15 protein-coding genes are annotated in these 16792 nt (G+C 64.2%); 6 read left to right on the plus strand and 9 right to left on the minus strand.

The window, feature by feature from the left end; all coding sequences use genetic code 11:
• Nucleotides 1–64: 64 nt before the first annotated feature.
• The 3 genes from B7X65_RS07125 to B7X65_RS07135 all read right to left on the minus strand — a co-directional run bounded on the left by B7X65_RS07125 (nt 65) and on the right by B7X65_RS07135 (nt 2875).
• A complete protein-coding gene (locus B7X65_RS07125; RefSeq protein ID WP_293593601.1) occupies nt 65–1276 on the minus strand; it encodes a phosphoglycerate dehydrogenase in 1212 nt (403 codons plus the stop codon).
• On the minus strand, nt 1269–2351 hold the full coding sequence (gene serC / locus B7X65_RS07130) for a 3-phosphoserine/phosphohydroxythreonine transaminase (RefSeq protein WP_293593602.1): 1083 nt from the start codon (nt 2349–2351) through the stop codon (nt 1269–1271). The genes B7X65_RS07125 and serC overlap by 8 nt, the downstream gene beginning before the upstream one ends.
• A gap of 98 nt (nt 2352–2449) precedes the next feature.
• Complete coding sequence (locus B7X65_RS07135) at nt 2450–2875, minus strand: hypothetical protein (protein ID WP_293593603.1); 426 nt, start codon at nt 2873–2875, stop codon at nt 2450–2452.
• A 171-nt stretch (nt 2876–3046) separates the two neighbouring features.
• Here B7X65_RS07135 and B7X65_RS07140 point away from each other — a divergent pair, with 171 nt between their 5' ends.
• Together B7X65_RS07140 and B7X65_RS07145 are read left to right on the plus strand one after the other, a co-directional pair.
• Nucleotides 3047–3880, plus strand: coding sequence for a helix-turn-helix transcriptional regulator (locus tag B7X65_RS07140; protein ID WP_293593604.1), 834 nt, complete (start codon nt 3047–3049; stop codon nt 3878–3880).
• Between the two features lie 46 nt (nt 3881–3926).
• Nucleotides 3927–6143 (plus strand): molybdopterin-dependent oxidoreductase, encoded by a 2217-nt coding sequence (locus B7X65_RS07145; RefSeq protein WP_293593605.1) that lies wholly within the window; start codon nt 3927–3929, stop codon nt 6141–6143.
• Nucleotides 6144–6252: 109 nt separating this feature from the next.
• On the opposite strand, the gene B7X65_RS07150 is transcribed toward B7X65_RS07145, so the two are convergent.
• Entirely contained in the window at nt 6253–7716 is a 1464-nt protein-coding gene (locus tag B7X65_RS07150) for a DHA2 family efflux MFS transporter permease subunit (protein WP_293593606.1), read from the minus strand.
• Between the two features lie 446 nt (nt 7717–8162).
• Between B7X65_RS07150 and B7X65_RS07155 the strand changes: the two genes are divergently transcribed.
• A complete protein-coding gene (locus B7X65_RS07155) occupies nt 8163–8666 on the plus strand; it encodes a pyridoxamine 5'-phosphate oxidase family protein (RefSeq protein WP_293593607.1) in 504 nt (167 codons plus the stop codon).
• 17 nt (nt 8667–8683) lie between these two features.
• Nucleotides 8684–9067: a hypothetical protein gene (locus tag B7X65_RS07160; protein WP_293593608.1), complete on the plus strand. Its 384-nt coding sequence runs from the start codon at nt 8684–8686 to the stop codon at nt 9065–9067.
• Nucleotides 9068–9179: 112 nt separating this feature from the next.
• Here the strand turns inward: B7X65_RS07160 and B7X65_RS07165 are convergent, their stop codons facing one another.
• The 5 genes from B7X65_RS07165 to B7X65_RS07185 form a co-directional block, all read right to left on the minus strand.
• A complete protein-coding gene (locus tag B7X65_RS07165) occupies nt 9180–9497 on the minus strand; it encodes a hypothetical protein (protein WP_293593609.1) in 318 nt (105 codons plus the stop codon).
• 168 nt (nt 9498–9665) lie between these two features.
• Nucleotides 9666–12281 carry a bifunctional aconitate hydratase 2/2-methylisocitrate dehydratase gene (locus B7X65_RS07170; protein WP_293593610.1) on the minus strand — a complete coding sequence of 872 codons (2616 nt, stop codon included), beginning with the start codon at nt 12279–12281 and terminating at the stop codon, nt 9666–9668.
• A 72-nt stretch (nt 12282–12353) separates the two neighbouring features.
• Entirely contained in the window at nt 12354–12992 is a 639-nt protein-coding gene (locus B7X65_RS07175; RefSeq protein ID WP_293593611.1) for a hypothetical protein, read from the minus strand.
• A gap of 40 nt (nt 12993–13032) precedes the next feature.
• A complete protein-coding gene (locus B7X65_RS07180; RefSeq protein WP_293593612.1) occupies nt 13033–14022 on the minus strand; it encodes an aldolase/citrate lyase family protein in 990 nt (329 codons plus the stop codon).
• A 20-nt stretch (nt 14023–14042) separates the two neighbouring features.
• Nucleotides 14043–15029 (minus strand): malate dehydrogenase, encoded by a 987-nt coding sequence (locus tag B7X65_RS07185; RefSeq protein ID WP_293593613.1) that lies wholly within the window; start codon nt 15027–15029, stop codon nt 14043–14045.
• A gap of 212 nt (nt 15030–15241) precedes the next feature.
• On the opposite strand from B7X65_RS07185, the gene B7X65_RS07190 reads away from it, so the two are divergent.
• Nucleotides 15242–16012, plus strand: coding sequence for a GntR family transcriptional regulator (locus B7X65_RS07190; RefSeq protein ID WP_293593614.1), 771 nt, complete (start codon nt 15242–15244; stop codon nt 16010–16012).
• 324 nt (nt 16013–16336) lie between these two features.
• Nucleotides 16337–16780 (plus strand): succinate dehydrogenase, cytochrome b556 subunit, encoded by a 444-nt coding sequence (gene sdhC / locus B7X65_RS07195; RefSeq protein ID WP_293593615.1) that lies wholly within the window; start codon nt 16337–16339, stop codon nt 16778–16780.
• Nucleotides 16781–16792: the final 12 nt, after the last annotated feature.

Raw genomic sequence — 16792 nt, forward strand, 5'->3', positions numbered from 1 at the left:
AACTCCTTGGTGTGTGGTTTTCGCTATTGTCGCCCCGCCAGATTTCTCTCAACAACTGCGGGGCTTAGCCGCCGGCCGGATCGGGCAGGTAACGCACCGCCAGCACGCCCTCAATCGCCCGCAGGTGGTCCAGCACCGCGTCGCCCACCGGGCTTTCCACGTCCACCAGGGTGTAGGCCATGTCGCCGCGCGACTTGTTGACCATGTTGTGGATGTTCAGGCCGGCCTGCGCCATGGCGGTGGAAATCTGCCCCAGCATGTTGGGCACATTGGCGTTGGCAATGGCCACCCGGTAGGCCGACTCGCGCGCCATGGCCACGGCCGGGAAGTTGACCGCATTGACCACATTGCCATGCTCGAGGTAGTCGCGCAGCTGGTCAGCCACCATGATGGCGCAGTTTTCCTCGGCTTCGCGGGTGGACGCGCCCAGGTGCGGCAGCGCCACGACCTGGGGGTGGTGGTTGAGCGTTGCAGAAGGGAAATCGCAGACATAGGCGCGCAGCTGCTTCGCGTCGAGGGCGGCCAGCACCGCGGTTTCGCTGACCACGCCTTCACGCGAAAAATTGAGCAGTACCGCAGCCGATCGCATGAGCTTGATGTTGTCGGCGTTGACCAGGTCGCGCGTGGCAGCCACCAGCGGCACGTGCAGGGTCACGAAGTCTGAGTTTTTCAACACCTCGGCGACGCTGGCCGCCTTTTTGACCTGCGCCGGCAGGCTCCAGGCGGCATCCACCGTGATGTCGGGGTCGTAGCCGAGCACGTTCATGCCGAGCTTGATGGCGGCGTCGGCCACCAGGCAGCCAACCTTGCCCAGGCCCACGATGCCCAGCGTGTGGCCGGCCAGCTCGAAGCCGGCGAAGTGTTTCTTGCCCTCTTCCACCGCCTTGTCCATGTCAGCCATGGTGATGTCCAGGCCGGCGACAAAACGCAGCGCCGGTGCGATGTTGCGCGCTGCCAGCAGCATGCCGGTCAGCACCAGCTCCTTCACGGCATTGGCATTGGCGCCAGGCGCATTGAACACCGGCACGCCGCGTGCACTCATGGCCTGGACCGGGATGTTGTTGGTGCCGGCGCCGGCGCGGGCAATCGCCTGCACGCTGTCGGGGACCACCATGGCGTGCATGTCGGCCGAGCGCACCAGCACGGCGTCGGGCCGGGCCATGTCCTTGCCGGTGCTGTAGCGGTCTGCCGGCAGGCGCTTCAAGCCATTGGCCGAGATCTGGTTGAGTACCAGGATGTCGAAGCGCCGGCCGGCCGCGCCAGCGGCCTCAGCCATGGCTGGCCTCGAACTCCTTCATATACGTCACCAGCGCCTGCACACCTTCGAGCGGCATGGCGTTGTAGATCGAGGCACGCATGCCGCCGACCGAGCGATGGCCTTTGAGCTGCACCATCCCGCGTGCCTGCGCACCCTTGAGGAAGGCCTCGTCGAGCGACTCGTCCTTGAGTTTGAAGGGCACGTTCATCAGCGAGCGGTCTTCACGCGCCACCGGGTTGCTGTAGAACGAGGTGGCATCGAGGTAGTCGTACAGCAGGGCCGCCTTGCGGCGGTTGTGCGCCTCCACGGCGGTCAGGCCGCCCAGCGCCTTGAGGTGCTTGAACACCAGGCCGGCGATGTAGATCGCATAGGTGGGCGGCGTGTTGTACATCGAGTCGTTGTCGGCCTGCTGCTTGTAGTCGAACACGGAAGGCGTGTGGGGAATCGCCTGGCCGATCAGGTCCTCGCGGACAATCACAATGGTCAGACCCGAGGGGCCGATGTTCTTCTGCGCGCCGGCGTAAATCAGGCCATAGCGGCCGACGTCGATGGGCCGCGACAGCAGATTCGACGACATGTCGGCCACCAGCGGCACCTTGCCGGTGTCGGGCGTCCAGTGGTACTCCACACCGCCAATGGTTTCGTTCGAGCAGATGTGCACATAGGCCGCATCGGGGTCCAGCTTCCAGGTGTCGAATTTCGGCACGCTGGTGAAGCCGCCGGCTTCGGCGCTGGCGGCGACGTTGACCTTGCAGAAGTTTTTCGCTTCCTTGATGGATTTTTTCATCCACTCGCCGGTGTTGATGAAGTCCGCACCGGCATGGCCGCGCAGCAGGTTCATCGGCACGATGGCGTTTTGCGCCAGGCCACCGCCCTGCAGGAACAACACCTTGTAGTTGGCCGGGATCGCCAGCAGTTCACGCAGATCAGCCTCGGCCTGGGCATGGATGGAGATGAACTCCTTGCCGCGGTGGCTCATCTCCATCACCGACATGCCGGAACCGTTCCAGTCCAGCATTTCGGCGGCAGCCTGGCGCAGCACGGTTTCGGGAAGGGTGGCCGGGCCGGCACTGAAGTTCAAGGCGCGTGTCATGGAGAGGGCTTTCTAGGAGGGAAGGAAGTCGGTCGGACGACCCGGTCGGATCGCCAGAACGCACAGCATACAAGAAAGTCCGGCGCCAGCCCTGCCCTTCACCAGCCGGGCCGCACCACGGCCTTGCGCAGTCCGACCCACTGCAGTTCGGCCAGCAGGCCCACGGTCACTGCCTGGATGGCGATAAAGACCTTGCCAGCCAACGTGGGCATCACCAGGTCGCCCAGCAGCAGCGCCAGGCAGCCCAGCACCCAGAGAAAGTTGGCGCCGATGAGCAGCCAGACCAGGGCTGCGGGCACGAACTGCCTCGTCGCGATGAAACCGATGCCCGCCACATAGACAAACATCACCCAGCCCGACACCACCAGCAGGGTCTCGGGCAGGCCCAGCAGGCCAGCCAGGAAACCGGCCAGCAGCAACTGCAGCGCGCCCGTGGCCGCGCCGGTGGCGGCGTCCAGCCACAAGACACGGCGCAAAAACAGGGGCGATGCGGCCAGGGAGGAAAAGGATGCAACAGCAGACATGAAAAACTCCTTGAGTAGGTAAGTTGAGGGACAGGGGACAGCGGCCTGATTCCGTTGCCGCAGCCGGCTGTCCATCGCTGCGGTCATGGCGCCATGATTGCCGCCGGAGTGCGCAGCGTCGATAACCTCCCAGGTAATGGCATCCGGCCGCGCCGGCCTTACGATGGCGCCATGACTGCCAGCCTTCACCCCACCGCACGGCCTCACCCGTCCACCCCACTGCCCTTTGGCGAGCACCTGCGCCACTGGCGCCAGCACCGGCGCCTGAGCCAGCTGGACCTGGCCAGCGAGGCCGACATCTCGACCCGGCACCTGAGTTTTGTGGAAACCGGCCGGGCCGTGCCCAGCCGCGAAATGGTGCTGCGCCTGTCCGAGCGCCTGGCGATTCCCCTGCGCGAGCGCAACACGCTGCTGGTGGCGGCCGGGTACGCGCCCATGTACCGCGAACGCCCGCTGGACGACCCGGCGCTGGCGTCAGCCCGGCAGGCGGTGGAGCTGATTCTCAAGGGCCACGAACCCTTTCCGGCGCTGGCGCTGGACCGGCACTGGAACCTGCTGGCCGCGAACGCCGCCCTGCCGCACCTGCTGGCCGGCGCGGACCCCGAGCTGCTGCAGGCGCCCATCAACGTGCTGCGCCTGAGCCTGCACCCCCGCGGCCTGGCCAGCAAGATCGTCAATCTCGCGCAATGGCGCAATCACCTGTTCGAGCGGCTGCGCCAGCAGATCGCCGCCACCGCCGACCCGGTGCTGGCGGAGCTGCTGGCCGAACTGCAGGCCTACCCCCTGCCCGAAGGCGCCGACGACACCCACCTTGAAGGCGAACACCTGGGCGTGGTCATGCCCTTCCAGTTCCGCACGGCCTACGGCGTGCTGAGTTTCATCAGCACCGTCACGATTTTCGGCACCCCGGTGGACGTGACCCTGCAGGAGCTGATGCTGGAGACCTTTTTCCCGGCCGACGCGCTGACCGGCGAGGTGTTGCGCAAGCTGCTGTCGCCCGCGTGATCGCGCGGCGGCGGGGCTTGACGCACCATGCAGCCAGGAGACAACCATGAGCGACAACATCCACCACCGAATCTGCCCGCTGTGCGAAGCCTGCTGCGGCCTGGAACTCAAGGTCAGCGACGGCAAGGTCATCAGCATCCGCGGCCACGACAGCGACGTCTTCAGCGCCGGCTACATCTGCCCCAAGGGCGTGGCGCTGAAAGACCTGCACGAAGACCCGGACCGGCTGCGCACGCCGCTGATCAAGCGCGATGGGCAATTTGTCCCCGCCAGCTGGGACGAGGCCTTTACCGAAATCGAACGCCGCCTGCCGCCGATTCTTGCGCAGCACGGCCGCCAGGCCGGGGCCATCAGCGTAGGTAACCCGTCGGCGCACAAGATCGGGCTGCTGCTTTATTTCTCGCGCCTGGCCAAGGCCCTGGGTTCGCGCAATGTGTTTTCGGCGTCCACGCTGGACCAGATGCCCAAGCAGTTGTCCAGCGGGCTGATGTTCGGCCACTGGCTCAGCATCGCCGTGCCGGACCTCCCGCGCTGTGATTTCCTGCTGGTGCTGGGCGCGAACCCGCTGGCCAGCAACGGCAGCCTGTGGACCGTGCCCGACTTCAAGGGCAAGGCCAAGGCCATGCAGGCGCGCGGCGGCAAGCTGGTGGTGATCGACCCGCGCCGCACCGAAACCGCCGCCATGGCCGATGCGCACCACTTCATCCGGCCCGGTGCCGATGTGTTTTTGCTGCTCGGCCTGGTGCACACGCTGTTTGACGAAAAGCTGGTTCGGCTGGGACGCATCGCGCCCCTGATCCATGGCGTGGATGCCGTTGAAGCCGCCGTGGAAGCCTTCAGTGCCGAGGTGGTCGCGCCGCGCTGCGGCATAGCCGCCGAAACGATTCGCAGCCTGGCACGCCAACTCGCCGCCACACCGCGCGCCGCGGTGTATGGCCGCATCGGCACCTGTACGCAGGAATACGGCACGCTGGCGAGCTGGCTGGTGGATGTGCTCAACGTGCTGACCGGCCACCTCGACGAGCCCGGTGGTGCCATGTTCCCGAAAGCCGCCGCGTTTGCGCACAACACCGCTGGCCAGCCGGGCAGCGGCCGCGGCATCAGCACCGGGCGGCATACCAGCCGGGTCAGCGGCGCGCCCGAAGTCTTCGGCGAACTGCCCATGACCTGCCTGGCCGAAGAAATCGAGACGCCCGGCCCCGACCAGGTGCGCGCGCTGATCACCGTGGCCAGCAACCCGGTGCTCTCCTCGCCCAACGGCGCGCGGCTCGCGCGGGCCCTGGACAGCCTGGACTTCATGGTCAGCCTGGACATCTATGTCAATGAAACCTCGCGCCATGCCGACGTGATCCTGCCCGGTCCCTCGCCGCTGGAGGACATGCATTACGACGTGGCTTTCCCTCAGTTCTCCTGGCGCAACCACGCCCGTTACAGCGCGCCTGTGTTTGCTGCGCCCGAAGAACAGCCGGCGGAATGGGAAACCCTGCTCAAGCTGGCCGCCATCGTGCAGGGCCAGGGCGCACAAACCCCGGCACGCGAGATCGACGACCGCTACTTTGCCGAAGACGCGAAAAAGCTGTTCGGCGAGCAGGCCGCAGCCGTGATCGATGCCACGCAAGGCCTGCATGGCCCGGACCGCCTGCTGGAACTCGCGCTGCGCACCGGCCCCTATGGCGATCAGTTTGGCCGCGAGCCCGAGGGCCTGACCCTGGCCAAGGTGCGGGCCGCACCGGACGGCATCGACCTGGGGGAACTGCAGCCGCGCATGCCCGAGGTGCTGCGCACGCCGTCCGGCAAGATCGAACTGGCGCCGCCCGCGCTGCTGCAGGACCTGCAGCGCGCCGCGCAGGCCATCACGCAGCCGGTGCCGGCGATGGTGATCGTCGGCCGGCGCGACGTGCGCTCCAACAACAGCTGGATGCACAACCTGCCCGTCCTCGCCAAGGGGCCGATGCGTTGCACCGCGCTGGTCCACCCGGCCGACGCGAAGCGCCTGGGCCTGGCCGACGGCGCGCTGGCCCGCATCAGCAATCAGGGACGCAGCATCGATGCGCAGGTGCAGGTGAGTGAGGAGATGATGCCCGGCGTGGTCAGCCTGCCGCACGGCTGGGGCCATGGCCTGACCGGCACCCGCATGGCGCTCGCCGCAGAACGGCCAGGCGTCAACCTCAATGCACTGCTTGACGAAGACTGGCGCGATCCGCTGTCGGGCAACGCCGTGCTCAGCGGCGTGCCGGTGGTGCTGGAACCCGTTGGCGCCTGATTTTTTTAAACAAAACAAGGCTCCAGCCCTTGCTGGTCTTTCGCAAGCAGCTATTGAATAAATAGCAGCTCAATCTGCTTGGTTGACCATCTGAAAAGTGCGGTGCGGCTCACTCGGCCCCCTGACCAGTGGCCGCCGGCCGGTCGGCACGGCCCCCAGGCGCAGCGGCGGCCCCGGTGCGCATCAGCAACGCGCCCAGCAGCGCCGCCATGGCGGCAAACACGGCACCGAGCAAAAAGGCCAGCTGGTAACCGCCGTTGAGCGCCGCCAGCGGCTGCGCGCCAGCGCTCGTCAGGTGACCGGTGCGCGCGGCAGCGGCGCTGGCGAGCACGGCCAGCCCCAGCGCCCCGCCCATCATGAAGGCGGTGTTGACCACGCCCGACGCAATGCCCGACTCGCTGGGTGCCACATCGCTCATGGCGGCCAGCAGCACGGGATTGAAGGCCATGCCCGCACCCAGGCCCAGCAACAGCATGCCCGGCAACACGTCGGCCACGAACTGGCCGCCCACCGGCGCCCGCGCAAACAGCGCCAGCCCGAGCGCCGCCAGCAGGAGGCCCGCCGCCAGCGGCAGGCGGATGCCGAAACGCATGACGATGCGGGCCGACAGACCCAGCGAAAACGCGGCCATGATCAGGTTGGCCGGAAGAAAACCCAGCCCGACCTGCAGCGCGCTGTAGCCCAGCACCAGCTGCATGTAGAGCGCGGAAATAAAGAACCAGGCAAACATGGCGGCCGCCCACAACACGCCGACGATGTTGGCGACGGCCACATTGCGCAGGCGAAACAGGCCCAGAGGCACCAGCGGCGTGGGGACGCGCGATTCGATGCGCAGGAAAATCGCCATCAGCACAGCGGCAGCGGCCAGCAGCCCCAGCGTAAGCGCCGAGGTCCAGCCGGCCTCGTTGCCGTTGACGATGGCATACACCGCCAGCATCAGCGCCGTGGTCACGGTGACCGCACCCCATACATCCAGCCGCGCACCGGCGGACTGCCCGCGCCCATCGGGCAGCAGCACCAGGCACAGGGCAAACACCGCCACACCGATCGGCAGGTTGACGAGAAAGATCCAGTGCCAGTTGAAGGCATCCGTCAGCACGCCACCGAGCAACACGCCGATGCTGCCGCCGCCGGCACAGACAAAACCATACACACCCATGGCTTTGGCACGTTCGGCCGGCTCGGTGAACAGAGCCATGATCAGCGACAGGGCGATGGCCGACACCACCGCACCACCCAGGCCCTGCACGGCACGCGCCACCACCAGCAGCCACTGCGAATTGGCCAGCCCGCAGGCCAGCGAGGCCAGCGTGAACAGCACCAGGCCGGCCAGAAACAGCCGGCGCTGGCCGTACAGATCGCCGAGCCGCCCGCCCAGCAGCAGAAAACCGCCAAAGGTCAGCATGTAGGCGTTGACCACCCAGACCAGCGAGGTTTCCGAAAAAGCCAGGTCGGTGCGGATCGACGGCAGGGCCACGTTCACGATGGTGGTGTCGAGCACGATCATCAGCACACCGAGGCAAAGCACAGTGAGTGCCCACCAGCGTTTGCGGCTGTCCATCCCGGCATTCATGCACACCTCCAGGAAACGCCGGACGCCGGCAATGCGGGTTGGACGGAAAGCCGCAAGGTCGGCAGGTCCATGGTTCGGCTTTCAAAACAAACGTGAAAAACGTAGGCTGCCACCGAATACTCCTTTGCCTATTGTGTACGGCGTACACAATAGCATACCAAAGACCATCAACAGCGTCCACATCACACCACTCCCGCCCGCGTTGATGCCCGGCGCTGCGTCCCGTTGCTCTGTTTTTGATAGCTTTTTGCGCCCGTCCGGAAAGGGCTGCAGGCACTTTTTTCATTCATCCTGCAACAACGGCCTGCGCCGGCCCCGGCACAGCTGTCGGCATGCACTGACAGCCAGCGGGGACAGCGACTGATGAAGGACCGTGCCACCGGCGCCTAAGGTGGTTGATGAATCCAGCCGCCCGACGTACCCATTTATCCACTTACGGAGTCCGCATGACCACCAACACTTCCGACCAGCAAACCCTGTGGGACCTGATCAAGGACATCAAATTCGGAATGCTGACGCACCGCCACAGCGACGGCATGCTGCACAGCCACCCGCTGACCACCCTGAACCAGTCCGCCGATGAAGGCTCGCGCCTGTATTTCTTCGTTTCGCACCACAGCGAAATCGCCCGTCGCCTGCAGCAGGACGGCAACGTCAACGTGTCCTATGCCGACCCGGGCAAGGACAGCTACGTGTCCCTGTCGGGCCAGGGCGCGATTGTCGAGGATGGCGTCAAAAAGGCAGCCCTCTGGTCGCCGATGGCCAAGGCCTGGTTTCCGGAAGGCCCCACCGATCCGGATCTGGCGCTGCTGGAAGTCAGCATCCGCCACGCCGAATACTGGGACGTGAAGGAAAGCAAGATGGTGCAATTGGCCAAGATGGCCAAAGCCGCGCTGACCGGCGAGCCGCCCAAAAACCTGGGCGAGCACAAAGAACTGAGCCTGTCCTGAAACACCGGTTGCACGACATGCCACTTCTCTGCTTTAACAAGGCCACAGACCCTAGCGCACCCGACGACCTGCGGATCAACCCCGCAGCCGTGCTCTACGTCGAAGCGTCACGGCCGGACCAGATCGGCCAGGCCATCATCCACCTGCTGGGCCAGGGCACCAGCGTCAACGCGGTCACCCAGTCCACCGCCACCGTGGTCAGCGCCATCGGCGGCCTGGTCAGCGCCACGCGCCACTACCTGGCGCCGCCGCCCGACGATCGGGTCAGCACGGTGTATTTCGCACCAGGCAATATCAGCCACGTGCGGCCCAACCTGCCCGCCGCGCCGGACTTCTGGTACGTGCGTTTCGTCGATGGTTCGGAGCTGCGCATCGTCGATCCGCTGCCGGCCGGGCTGTAAAAGAAAAAAGCCCTGCAGCCAGGCTGCAGGGCTTGAGCGCAGCGCCGTGGCCGGCGGTGCATGGTGATGTTGGTGGTGGGATCAGGCCTTGTGCAACAGGGCCTGCCGCGACTCAGTTGCCCCAGTCGGAATGCTTTTCGCAGGTCTTGTTGGTGGACTTGCCCTTGGCGGTTTCAGCGAACTTGGCCAGGCTGCCCTTGAAGTCCTCCGGCGTTTCGTTCCACATGCAGGTGCAAAACGCCTGCGCCTTGGACTGGCCCTTCACCGGGCTTTTTTCATTGCCGCCTTCGTAATTCTTGTTTGAATAGCTGATGCAGGCGGCATACTGCTTGTCGCCCGCCGGAGGGGCGTTGTAATCGTCCACGGCGAGCGCAACGGTGCCGGCGCACAGCAGCACAGCCGACACCAGGCATTTGAGACTGTTTTTCATTGTTTTGATCCCTTATAGGCAAAAAGAGCTTTGCCTTCTCATTGTAACGATTGAAACAATTTTTAACATTCTCGTTACTGGGCTTTCGGCATTTCATCACCGAATAAAAAAACCCCGGGACCGAAGTCACGGGGCTCGCTGCACAGGCAGTCAGCGCAGCGGCGGGAATCAGGCCGGCACGCTGTCTTTCACCGTGTCGGCCATGTCGGTGTAATCCTTGACCTGGTCGAAGTTGAGGTACTGGTAGACCTCGGCGCTGGCGGCGGTCAGCACACCCATGTCGGCCATGTATTCGGCCTTGGTCGGGATGCGGCCCAGCTTGGAGCAGATGGCGGCCAGTTCCGCAGAACCCAGGTACACGTTGGAATTCTTGCCCAGGCGGTTCGGGAAGTTGCGCGTCGAGGTCGAGAACACGGTCGCGCCCTCTTTCACCTGCGCCTGGTTGCCCATGCACAAGCTGCAGCCCGGCATTTCCATGCGCGCACCGGCCGAACCCAGCACACCGTAGTGGCCTTCTTCGCTCAGCTGCTTGGCGTCCATCTTGGTGGGCGGCGCCATCCAGAGCTTGACCGGAATGTCGCGCTTGTTTTCCAGCAGCTTGGAGGCTGCGCGGAAATGGCCGATATTGGTCATGCAGCTGCCGATGAAAACTTCATCGATCTTGCTGCCGGCCACTTCACTCAGCGTCTTCACGTCGTCCGGATCGTTCGGGCAGGCCACGATGGGTTCGTGGATGTCGGCCAGATCGATCTCGATCACGGCGGTGTATTCCGCGTCCGCGTCGGCCTTGAGCAGCTGCGGGTCGGCCAGCCAGGCTTCCATGGCGGCGATGCGGCGCTTGATGGTGCGCACGTCCGAGTAACCCGAGGCAATCATCCACTTGAGCATGGTGATGTTGCTGGTGATGTACTCGATGATGGGTTCCTTGTTCAGGTGCACCGTGCAGCCGCCGGCAGAACGTTCGGCCGAAGCATCGCTCAGTTCAAACGCCTGCTCGACCTTCAGATCGGGCAAACCTTCGATTTCCAGGATGCGGCCGGAGAAGATGTTTTTCTTGCCCTGCTTGGCGACCGTCAGCAGGCCGGCCTTGATCGCGTAGAGCGGAATCGCATTGACCAGGTCGCGCAGCGTGATGCCGGGCTGCATCTGGCCCTTGAAACGCACCAGCACCGACTCGGGCATGTCCAGTGGCATGACGCCGGTGGCGGCACCGAAAGCCACCAGGCCGGAACCTGCAGGGAAGCTGATGCCGATGGGGAAACGCGTGTGGCTGTCGCCGCCGGTGCCGACGGTGTCGGGCAGCAGCATGCGGTTGAGCCAGCTGTGGATGATGCCGTCGCCCGGGCGCAGCGGGATGCCGCCGCGGTCGCTCATGAACTCGGGCAGTTCATGGTGCATCTTCACATCGACCGGCTTCGGATAAGCCGCCGTGTGGCAGAAGGACTGCATCACCAGGTCGGCGGAGAAGCCCAGGCAGGCCAGGTCTTTCAGTTCGTCGCGTGTCATCGGGCCAGTGGTGTCCTGGGAACCCACGGACGTCATCTTCGGCTCGCAATAGGTTCCGGGGCGCACGCCCTGGCCTTCCGGCAGGCCGACCGCGCGGCCGACCATTTTTTGTGCCAGCGTGAAGCCGCGCTCGCTGGCGACGGGCGCCTGCGGCAGGCGAAACAGCGTCGAGACCGGCAGCCCCAGCGCCCAGCGTGCCTTGGCCGTCAGGCCGCGGCCGACGATCAGCGGAATGCGGCCGCCGGCGCGCACTTCGTCAAACAGCACCTCGCTCTTGAGCTTGAACTCGGCAATCACCTTGCCGTCTTTCAGCGCCTTGCCCTCGTAGGGGCGCAGCTCGATCACGTCGCCCATGGCCATCTGGCTCACGTCGAGCTCGATCGGCAACGCGCCGGAGTCTTCCATGGTGTTGTAGAAAATCGGCGCGATTTTGGAGCCCAGGCAAACGCCGCCAAAACGTTTGTTTGGCACATAGGGAATGTCCTGGCCGGTGAACCACAACACCGAGTTGGTGGCGGACTTGCGGGAAGAACCGGTGCCCACCACGTCGCCAACGTAGGCCACCAGATTGCCCTTGGCTTTCAGTTCTTCAATAAATTTGACCGGACCGCGTTTGCCGTCTTCTTCCGGTGTGACGCCAGGGCGGGCGTTTTTGTGCATGGCCAGCGCGTGCAGCGGAATGTCGGGGCGGCTCCAGGCGTCGGGTGCGGGCGACAGGTCGTCGGTGTTGATCTCGCCGGCCACCTTGAACACGGTCAGCTTGATCGACTCCGGCACTTCGGGGCGGCTGGTGAACCACTCGGCATCGGCCCAGCTCTGCAGCACGGCCTTGGCGTATTTGTTGCCCTTGTCGGCTTTTTCCTTGACGTCGTGAAACTGGTCGAACATCAGCAGGGTGTTTTTCAGGCCGCTGGCGGCCTGGTTGGCGACACTTTCTTCAGCGTCGTCGAGCAAATCGATCATGGGGCTGATGTTGTAGCCGCCCAGCATGGTGCCCAGCAGTTGCGTGGCTTTTTCACGCGAGATCAGGGAACACTTTTCGGTGCCATGCGCCACGGCGGCCAGATAGCTGGCCTTGACTTTGGCCGCGTCATCGACACCGGCCGGAACGCGGTGCGTGATCAGTTCAACCAGGAAGGCCTCTTCGCCCTTGGGCGGGTTTTTCAGCAGCTCGATGACTTCGCCCGTCTGTTTGGCAGACAGGGGCAACGGCGGAATGCCGAGTGTGGCCCGCTCGGCCACGTGGTTGCGGTAGGTGGTTATGAACTCGGGCATCATGGTTTTCTTCTCCTGTACTCAAAAATTTGCAAAGTCAAAGTGGTGCGCGCCTGGCGGGGTACCCGCCTGGTGTTATTCGGCTTTGGCCGGCGTTTGTGCGGGCTGAGCAGAACCCGTGCCAGCCAGCGCGGTAGCCGGCTTGTCTGCGGGCAGGGGATCCAGAATGCTCACCGGAGGGTTCTTCTTCATCTCGTCGGCAAAGGTGGCCTGCAACGGGCTCATGCATTCATCGGCCATGCGCTGGCCCAGCTTCTGGCTCATCAGCATGGACTTGTTGCCCAGCTGCAGCCACATCGCGCCGGCACGGCCGTCTTCCAGGCGGATGGCGCCGGTGCGGCTTCCGACAGGGTGCATGCGGAAACGCGTCTTGCCGGTTTGCACCAGGAAAAAGCCCGGGCGCTTTTCGCTCGGCGTGATGGTGACGGAAACGCCGAGTTCGCAGGGAATCGTGCCCACATGAACCCGCTTGGCGAGTTCGAGGTCTTCGGGGGTCAGCGTGACGCTGGGGTCGTCATCGATGGGCGTCATTTCTTCCACCACCTTGGCGGCAGAGCGTTTGATGCGCGCGCGTTTGGCGGCCTGGACAGGTTGGGTGGACGCAGACGCGGCCTTCGGGGCAGCCTTGGCAGGTGCAGCCTTGGCAGGTGCGGTCTGGGCCAGCAGCATGGCGGGAGCGGCAAGTGCCAGGGCGGTGAGAACAATGAGTTTCATGAGGGGTCCTTGGAAAACGGATGAGGATGAGCCAATCGGTCTAATGAAGCGCAGCGGAAAAATAGACCTGCGCCTCTGGCGCAAGCACACGGCCGGTCTGGTGCGCGCGTTCGAGCACCTGCCAGAAATAGCGGTAACTGGCGCGGTCGTGCAACTGACCTTCAAAACTGATGGGCGCCCAATCGGCACGGGCGGCAGCAGCTATTATTTTTGTAGCATTTTCAATCTCGCCTTCGCTGGGCGCAAAAGCCTCCAGGATGGGGGGGATTTGGCCCGGGTGGATGCTCCACATCCGGGTGTAGCCGAACTCCAGGGCGGCTTTTTGCGCAGCCGCCTTCATGGCGCAAGTGTCACTGAATTCGGTGACAACACAGTGCGAGGGGACTTTGCCGTACGCGTGGCAGGCGGAGGCGATCTCGAGCTTGGCACGCACCACCAGCGGGTGCGTGAACTGGCCCTGGCTGCTCATGCCCCCGGCAGGAATGGCGCCACCGTGGCTGGAGACAAAGTCCATCAGGCCAAAGCTGAGTGACTGCACGCGCGGGTGGGCTGCAATGTCGAAAGCACGGTGCACCGCAGCGGGCGATTCCAGCAACACATGGACCGGCAGCGTAACCCGCGAGACGGCGGCCAGGGCAGCCACCACGCGTTCGACGTCCGCAACCGATTCGACCTTGGGCACCATGAGGTGGCAGAGCCTGCCGCCGACCTGGCCGGCAATGGTGGCAATGTCCGCCTCAAACGCCGGATGGTCCACCGCATGGACCCGCACCGCCACACGCGCCCCGTCACCGGCCTGCGCGACCAGCGCGCAAACCAGCGCCGCGTGGTCGGCCTCGCCACCGACGGGCGCGCCGTCCTCGCAGTCCAGCGTCACGTCGAACATGCAGGTGCCGAACTCCTCGGTCATCTCCGCCTGCAGCTGCAGGCTTTTGCGCATCCGCGCCTCGACGCCGCTGTAATGATCACAGACCGGCAAAAAAACCGCCGCGGCCTGTGCCCCCAGAAGAACGTCGCGAGGATGTGTCACTACAGTATGTGCTTCTGCAATCAGAGCAGGTGGGCGACACCCGCCTGCTCACCCTGCAACTCTTCCAGGGTCTTGTTGATGCGTTCCTGGCTGAAAGCGTCGATCTCCAGACCCTCGACCAGCTTGTATTCGCCGCCCTCGCAGGTGACGGGGAAGCCGAACATCGTGTCCTTGGGAATGCCGTACTGGCCGTCCGACGGAATGCCCATGGTGACCCATTTGCCCTTGGTGCCCAGCGCCCAGTCGCGCATGTGGTCGATGGCGGCATTGGCAGCCGAAGCCGCCGACGACGAACCGCGCGCCTCGATGATGGCGGCGCCGCGCTTGCCGACGGTCGGCAGGAACACGTTGGCGTTCCATTCCTGGTCGTTGATCATCTTGGCGACGCTTTCGCCGTTGATGGTGGCAAAGCGGTAGTCAGCGTACATGGTGGGCGAGTGGTTGCCCCAGACGGTGAGTTTTTCGATGTCGGCCACGGCCTTGCCGGTTTTGGCAGCGAGCTGGCTGGCAGCGCGGTTGTGGTCCAGGCGCAGCATGGCGGTGAAGTTCTTGCGTGGCAGGTCGGGCGCGCTTTTCATCGCGATGTAGGCATTGGTGTTGGCCGGGTTGCCGACCACCAGCACCTTGACGTTGCGGCTGGCCACCGCGTTCAGTGCCTTGCCCTGGGCCGTGAAGATGGCGCCATTGACGGCCAGCAGTTCGGCACGTTCCATGCCCGGGCCGCGTGGACGCGAACCGACCAGCAGTGCGTAGTCGGCGTCCTTGAAGGCGGTCATCGGGTCGCTGTGGGCTTCCATGCCGACCAGCAGCGGGAAAGCGCAATCGTCGAGCTCCATCATCACGCCCTTGAGCGCCTTTTGCGGGCCTTCCACAGGCACTTCCAGCAGTTGCAGGATCACCGGCTGGTCCTTGCCCAGCATTTCGCCGGAAGCGATACGGAACAGCAGCGCATAACCGATTTGACCAGCGGCCCCTGTAACGGCAACACGGACGGGTTTTTTGCTCATGATGGAGAACTCCAGGAAGGTTGAAAATCGGTTGAAGGGGTGAGAGTGCGGGGTTTGGCGTGGCTGGATGCGTTCCGGACATGTGAAATACGTCACATGAAACGCAGCCTTGCGGTCGGCTCAGCCAAAGATTTTACGCTGGAAAACCTGCGGGCGTCAATTTGTCTTATGTCTTATATAAGATATCATTGCAGGTATTCACACCCCAAGCCATGGCCGCCCTCCCCACCCCCTCCCCTGACGATTTTCCAGGTGCCACGCCGGCTTTCAGCCCGCTGTACCAGCAGATCAAGGGCCTGATCCTGCAAAGCCTGCAATCGGGCGAGTGGAAGCCGGGCGAAGCCATCCCCTCCGAGATGGACCTGGCCGCCCGCTACCGCGTGAGCCAAGGCACGGTGCGCAAGGCCATTGATGAACTCGCGGCCGACAACCTGGTGGTGCGCCGCCAGGGCAAGGGCACGTTTGTCGCGACCCATGCCGAACAGCATGTGCAGTTCCGTTTCCTCAAACTCGTGCCCGACAGCGGCACACCGGGCAGCGAAGGCCCGGCCCAGCGCGACATCATCGACTGCCGGCGCGTGCGCGCCAGCGCCGACATTGCCCGCGCGCTGGCGCTGCGCACCGGCGATGCCGTGCTGCAGGCACGCCGCGTACTGAGTTTTGCCGGAACACCGACGATTCTCGAAGACCTCTGGTTGCCTGCCGCCCCGTTCAAGGGCCTGACCGCCGAGCGGCTGGCCGACTACCACGGCCCGATGTACGCGCTGTTCGAGACCGAGTTCAATGTGCGCATGGTTCGCGCTGAAGAGAAAATACGCGCCGAAGCAGCCATCGACGGGCGCGAGCTGCTCCTGAAAGTAGCGCATGGCACGCCCCTGCTGAGCGTGGAGCGCATCGCCTACACCTACAACGATGTGCCGATGGAGTTGCGGCGCGGTTATTACCGCACCGACACCCACTACTACCGCAATACCCTGAACTGAAAGCAGCGATGGGTTTCAAGGGCAACAAGTCATCGCTGCCGTGCAAGGCCCGGCCGCGCGAACAAACCAGCAACAGGAAAGTTCATGCCGGCCGCAGCGGAGAGCTGTAATGCTTGAGTCAGCTTACCCCAGGCCCGGGACCATCGGCGCCCGAATGGCTCTGTTCTTGCCCCGTTTTTCTGACAATAACCTGCTGCCATCGTCCTGTTGGTCCGGATGGATGCTGCGTTGCAATAGAATTCGAAGGTTTTCAGTTGTAATTGCGTCGTGCTTCACGGGCAGTTACCAGGCAGTTACCAGACCTCTCCCCACGAAAGCCCAACAATGACAGAGCTGGCATCCAAACAGCGTGCAAAGCGGCCCGAGTTCCGCAACATCAACGCTTTTAAAGACCTGACCACCTACCGCATGACACCGGCGGCCTGGGTGTCCATCCTCCACCGCGCCAGCGGCGCCATCATGTTCATCCTGATGCCCTTCATCATCTGGATGTTCGACACCTCGATTTCTTCCGAAATTTCATTCGAGAAATTCAAGGCGGCCTTCAACATCGGCATGCTGGGTTTGCCCGGCTTCATCTGGAAGCTGGTGGCCCTCGCCCTGATCTGGGCCTACCTGCACCATTTCATCGCCGGCCTGCGCCATCTCTACATGGACGCCACCCACAGGCTCAGCAACGAATTCGGCAAAAGCACCGCACTGGTCACGCTGGCACTGAGCATCGCGCTGACGCTGGTGCTGGGCGCCAAGCTGTTCGGCCTCTACTGATTCAAGGAGCAA

This window comes from Polaromonas sp. 39-63-25 (genome assembly GCF_002278925.1).
Classification (GTDB): domain Bacteria; phylum Pseudomonadota; class Gammaproteobacteria; order Burkholderiales; family Burkholderiaceae_C; genus Polaromonas.

What these genes read in the sequence shown, in the direction of transcription:
- B7X65_RS07150 (WP_293593606.1), bottom strand. Translation starts at nt 7,716, where the DNA reads ATGAATGCCGGGATGGACAGCCGCAAACGCTGGTGGGCACTCACTGTG.
- B7X65_RS07145 (WP_293593605.1), top strand. Translation starts at nt 3,927, where the DNA reads ATGAGCGACAACATCCACCACCGAATCTGCCCGCTGTGCGAAGCCTGC.
- sdhC (WP_293593615.1), top strand. Translation starts at nt 16,337, where the DNA reads ATGACAGAGCTGGCATCCAAACAGCGTGCAAAGCGGCCCGAGTTCCGC.
- B7X65_RS07185 (WP_293593613.1), bottom strand. Translation starts at nt 15,029, where the DNA reads ATGAGCAAAAAACCCGTCCGTGTTGCCGTTACAGGGGCCGCTGGTCAA.
- B7X65_RS07165 (WP_293593609.1), bottom strand. Translation starts at nt 9,497, where the DNA reads ATGAAAAACAGTCTCAAATGCCTGGTGTCGGCTGTGCTGCTGTGCGCC.
- B7X65_RS07170 (WP_293593610.1), bottom strand. Translation starts at nt 12,281, where the DNA reads ATGATGCCCGAGTTCATAACCACCTACCGCAACCACGTGGCCGAGCGG.
- B7X65_RS07175 (WP_293593611.1), bottom strand. Translation starts at nt 12,992, where the DNA reads ATGAAACTCATTGTTCTCACCGCCCTGGCACTTGCCGCTCCCGCCATG.
- B7X65_RS07160 (WP_293593608.1), top strand. Translation starts at nt 8,684, where the DNA reads ATGCCACTTCTCTGCTTTAACAAGGCCACAGACCCTAGCGCACCCGAC.
- B7X65_RS07135 (WP_293593603.1), bottom strand. Translation starts at nt 2,875, where the DNA reads ATGTCTGCTGTTGCATCCTTTTCCTCCCTGGCCGCATCGCCCCTGTTT.
- B7X65_RS07155 (WP_293593607.1), top strand. Translation starts at nt 8,163, where the DNA reads ATGACCACCAACACTTCCGACCAGCAAACCCTGTGGGACCTGATCAAG.
- B7X65_RS07140 (WP_293593604.1), top strand. Translation starts at nt 3,047, where the DNA reads ATGACTGCCAGCCTTCACCCCACCGCACGGCCTCACCCGTCCACCCCA.
- B7X65_RS07190 (WP_293593614.1), top strand. Translation starts at nt 15,242, where the DNA reads ATGGCCGCCCTCCCCACCCCCTCCCCTGACGATTTTCCAGGTGCCACG.
- serC (WP_293593602.1), bottom strand. Translation starts at nt 2,351, where the DNA reads ATGACACGCGCCTTGAACTTCAGTGCCGGCCCGGCCACCCTTCCCGAA.
- B7X65_RS07125 (WP_293593601.1), bottom strand. Translation starts at nt 1,276, where the DNA reads ATGGCTGAGGCCGCTGGCGCGGCCGGCCGGCGCTTCGACATCCTGGTA.